Annotated in this window: 7 protein-coding genes; all 7 read left to right on the top strand. The window is 66.8% G+C overall.

Annotated elements, in window-relative coordinates; all coding sequences use genetic code 11:
- On the top strand, nt 1–302 hold a 302-nt coding region (locus D4754_RS23575), incomplete at its 5' end, for a hypothetical protein (RefSeq protein ID WP_163026043.1).
- Between the two features lie 55 nt (nt 303–357).
- Entirely contained in the window at nt 358–1005 is a 648-nt protein-coding gene (locus D4754_RS23570; protein WP_121068600.1) for a hypothetical protein, read from the top strand.
- 177 nt (nt 1006–1182) lie between these two features.
- On the top strand, nt 1183–1797 hold the full coding sequence (locus D4754_RS23565) for a hypothetical protein (RefSeq protein WP_121068598.1): 615 nt from the start codon (nt 1183–1185) through the stop codon (nt 1795–1797).
- On the top strand, nt 1794–2573 hold the full coding sequence (locus D4754_RS23560) for a hypothetical protein (protein ID WP_121068596.1): 780 nt from the start codon (nt 1794–1796) through the stop codon (nt 2571–2573). Before D4754_RS23565 ends, D4754_RS23560 begins: the two co-directional genes overlap by 4 nt.
- Nucleotides 2574–2733: 160 nt before the next feature.
- Nucleotides 2734–3096 (top strand): HNH endonuclease, encoded by a 363-nt coding sequence (locus D4754_RS23555; protein WP_121068594.1) that lies wholly within the window; start codon nt 2734–2736, stop codon nt 3094–3096.
- Nucleotides 3097–3183: 87 nt separating this feature from the next.
- Nucleotides 3184–3678 carry a hypothetical protein gene (locus D4754_RS23550; protein ID WP_121068592.1) on the top strand — a complete coding sequence of 165 codons (495 nt, stop codon included), beginning with the start codon at nt 3184–3186 and terminating at the stop codon, nt 3676–3678.
- The coding region (locus D4754_RS23545; RefSeq protein ID WP_240453999.1) for a terminase large subunit domain-containing protein at nt 3675–4405 on the top strand (731 nt) is incomplete at its 3' end. The genes D4754_RS23550 and D4754_RS23545, both read left to right, overlap by 4 nt.

Raw genomic sequence — 4405 nt, 5'->3', positions numbered from 1 at the left:
TGAAATACTTCAGCCCGCCGATCCGGCCCGTCATGGGCCCGGCTTACCAGGGCCGCTTGGGCGAACGGATGCGCGAGGTGGCGCGGGACGAAGGCCATCGCCCGCGGATGCCGGACCCCCCACGGACCGGCGTCGGCTGCCCGGCCAGCGGGACACCGGAACCGGTTCGGAAGCGCCGGGACAAGGTGCTGGGCCTGAAACTCGCCGGGGCCAGCAACCTGGACATCGCGGAGGCCCTGGGGGTCGCCCGGCACATCGTCCGGAACGACATCCAGCATTTGCGCATCGCGGGGCGCCTGTGACCGACCGGGCCCATATGCGCGCATCGCGACCCGATCCCGCGACGGGGCGCGGGTCATGAGCTCGGTATCGCTCACGGTCGTGTCCGGTGACGATGATCTTCCGGTCTATCCGTTTGGCAGCGGCGACCGGTTGGACAGCCACTGGTTCATGACCTGGCACCGCCAGCGCTGGCTGAACAGCGAAATGCGCCTGAAGGGCACGCCCGAGGCGCGGGCCTATTACTTCGACCTGATCAATATCTCCTACGGGCATTCGCCCATCGGCACGCTGCCGGACGATACCGAGCAGCTGGCCAAGATGGCGATGTGCGATCATTCGCGGTTTGTCAGCCTGTGCCAGCTGCCCTTCGGCCCGCTGCATCGGTGGCGCCGGTGCGTGTGTGACGAGAATGAGGACGAACCCGGCCGCGGCACGGTGCGGCTCTATCATCCGACCGTCCTGCACATGCTGACGGACGCGATGGCGCGGAAGGAGGACAACCGGGCCCGGAACGATCGCGCCAATGCCGCCAAGCGCCAGCAGCGCCTGCGGGGTGCGGTCGCGGGCTATCACGTGGACCTCGCGAAGAACGACGCGGCGATCCTCTGGATGGATCAATGGCTGGTCGACGAGGGCTGCGATTACCGCAGCGCGGCGTGGATCGAACGGTCCATCCAGGCGTGGTCGAACCACATGGCGGATCTGAGCCTGAGGCGACGGTAACGACATTGTCCAGGACTGTCCCGAACTGTCCGAAGGACACTTTCGGACAGTCCTGGACAGTCTCTGACTGTCCACACCGACAGGGACAGAGACAAGGACATGACAGGGACAGGGGCACTTCCGCCCCAACCTGTGGACAAGCGGGCCACGGAGACGTGCAGAGAAAGGGGGAAGGCGATGAACGGTGAAGGCGCTGAGACGAACCGGGGCAGGGTGCGCAGGATCCTGATCCAGCCGCTGCGGGAGGCGGGCATGCGCCTGTCCCGGCGGAAGGGGGAACCGCCCGCGGGGCTGGCCGACCGGGAACGGCGGTTCCTGGACCAGCTCTGCGATGATCTGGGCTACTGCACCGAGCCGACGCTTAGGGCGGTGCTGGCATGGGCAAAGGTCAGCGGGGAGGGGCAGGGCCGGTGCTACTGGCCGGCCCGTGTGGGCTTCCTGCAATCGGCGCAACGCATCCAGCCGCTGCCCCTGGAAGAGCTGCCCGAACTGGCCAGCTGGTTCGGATCGCGCGCGGGGCCCGAGGCGCAGGCGGCCGGGCGCATCCTGGGCGAGTTCCTGTTCATCCAGAAATACCGCCGCCCGCCGGTCAGCGACGATGAACGCCGGACGGTGGGGCTGCGCGGGGCGGAACTGGCCGACGAACAGATGCGCCTGCGCGACCGGGCCGACACCGGGCGCGCGGATACCTCGGACCGGGCGCGGCTGGGATGGCTCGATGATGTCGAACGCCGCGCCGTCGACCTGATAGAGGCGGGGGAAGCGAAGCGGGCCGAGAGGGCCACGGCATGAAGGCGCTGACCGCAGAGGAACGGGCCGCGATCGCCGCATTCCTGGACGCCGGGGGGCAGATCGCACGGGCGCCGGCGCCGTCGACGATCGAAGGTCGCGCGCTGGACGGGCGACGCGAATGCGCGTGTGGCAGGCGGTCGGGTCCGGAACCGCGCATTGTCCGGCGGATGGGCATCCGCCAGGCGCTGGAATGGGCGTTCGGCGTCGAGCATGCGCGGTTGAGCTTCGATGATGCGCGTGGCGACGCTGGGCAGTCTTACGGAATGGAATACGTGCTGATGCGGCAGGCGATGCTTGGCCAGCAGGTTGATGTCAGCCGCGGCTGTTCCGCTCCGGCGGATGATGCCGAGATGATCGCCGCGGTGGTGCAGGGCACGCTTGGCCGCGCGGATGCGATCTGGGTCGCCGAACTTGCCCGTGCGGGCGCAACGCCGGATGCGATGATCGGGGCGACGCCGAAGATCGTCCCGGCCCGCATGCGGGATAACCAGCATGGTCGCAGTCCGGAAACCGCTGACGCGGCGGACCTCGGTGTAGAGGGCTGGAAGCCGCAGCCGCGCCGAAACCGGAAGGGCGTGATCGTCATGGACGCGGTGCGCTACACGCCATGCCGCTGGGAACGCACGCCTCTCGAGATCGCGCTTGCGCGCCGCCGGTACCTGAACTGGATCGATCACCTGATGACGATCCTGGCCTCGCTGCGGCACGAGCCATTGCGGTGGATAGACCTGACGTCCGAACTTCCCGAAATCGCTCCCTGGCGAAAAACGTATTGACCCGCGGACGGAGGTGGGGCTAGACAAGGTGCCAGCACCACATGCGCGCCCGGAGGAGAGATCCTGCCGGGCGTTTCGCGTTTCCGGGCTTTCGAAGGCCCGGAGGTCGGGCTGCCGCCCTGGCGTGCCGGCTGGGCATCCTGCATCGAAAGGTCTGGACATGGGTCGTCTCAAGGCGATGCCGCGGCGTCTTGCGCCGGCGGAGCGCAAGCTCGGGGCGGCAAGCGGGGATCGGAAGGCGCTGGATCGTGAGCGGGCAAAGGTGAAGCCGTGGCGGTCCTGGTACGGCCTCAAGCGCTGGAAGGATCTGCAAAAGGTGGTGCTCAAGCGCGCCGGATACACCTGCGAACAGACCGGCGTTCCGCTGATCGGGAAGTCGGGCGAAGCGGACAGCCCGGTGATCGATCATATCCTCGAGCACAAGGGCGATCCTGATCTGTTCTGGGATCCCGACAACCTGCAGGCCGTGACGAAAGCCTGGCATGACAGCGAAAAACAGCGCGAGGAGCGCGCGCGGGCCTGACGGATCGCCCCGGGTGGGGGTGGGTCGAAAGTCAGAAACCCGCCCGCCTCCGTACCAGCGCCCCCCTCACTCGGAGATTTTTTTCCCGTGGCTGGCAAAAATCACGACACGGCAGCGGAGGTTGACCTGTTCGGCAATCCCCTGGAACCGATCCGGGATCGCCGCGGCCGCCGGTCGTTCAGGAAAGACAAGCAAAATCAGGACTTTGTTGCCGTTCGTGCGGCGGCAGGGTGGAGGCAGTCAGCGATTGCGGAGGCGCTCGGCTGCGATGAGAAGACGCTCCGCAAGTATTTTTCCCGTGAGCTTTCAGGCGGGGCCCTGATGATCGACGGTCTCTGCCTGGACGTACTTTTGCGCAAGGCGCGCGAGGGGCACACGCCAAGCGTTCGCCAGTTGCAGAACCGCCTCGATCGCGTTGCAGCCCCGCCGCCTGGGAAGGGCCAGGACGCCGGGGATGACGATGGCGACGAGCAGACGGCGGAGCTGGGAAAGAAAGCGCAGCGCCTGGCGGATGCGGCGCATCCGGAGACCGGCTATGGCGAGCTGTATGATCGGATCCGCGGCAAGGGGCGGCCGCAGTGAGTGATCTGTCCTGGGCGGCCTGCCCGGACTGGTGGGAGAAGCTCAAGGCCGGCGCGACGCCGATCCCGGCGCTCGATCTCGATCCGGACCTGTCCGAGATCGCGGTCGAGCTTTTCGACAAGCTGGTGGTGCCGGACATTCCCGGGCAACCGCTCATGCGGGACGTGGCGGAGGAATGGGCGCGCGATATCGTGCGGGCGGCCTTCGGATCGGTGGGACCCGACGGTGTGCGCCGGGTCGGCGAGATCTTTTGCCTGGTCCCGAAGAAGAACACGAAAACCACCCTGGCCGCCTGCATCGGTTTGATCGCGTTGCAGATGAACACGACGCCGAACATCAAGGGCATTGTGGTCGGGCCGACGCAGGAGGTGGCGGATACCTGTTTCGGACAGATGCAGGGCATGATCGAGGCGGATCCGTGGCTGTCGAAACGGTTCCGGGTGGTCGAGCACAAGAAAACGATCGTCGACATATACCCGGATCCGGAAACCGGCCGGCCGATGAACGCCAGGTGCAAGGTGGCGTCATTCGATCCGAAGGTGACGACCGGCGGGATCCCGGCGTTCGCCATCCTGGACGAGCTGCACGTGATGGCCGAGAAGCACTTCGCCACGCGGGTTATCGGGCAGATCCGCGGGGGCATGATCACCAATGCGCAATCGCTCCTGGTGATCATCACGACGCAATCGGAAATCCCGCCGCAGGGGGTGTTCAAGTCGGAGCTCGA

This window comes from Chachezhania antarctica, from assembly GCF_003646465.1.
GTDB lineage: Bacteria > Pseudomonadota > Alphaproteobacteria > Rhodobacterales > Rhodobacteraceae > Chachezhania > Chachezhania antarctica.
This window is presented reverse-complemented; position numbering and strand designations above follow the sequence as displayed.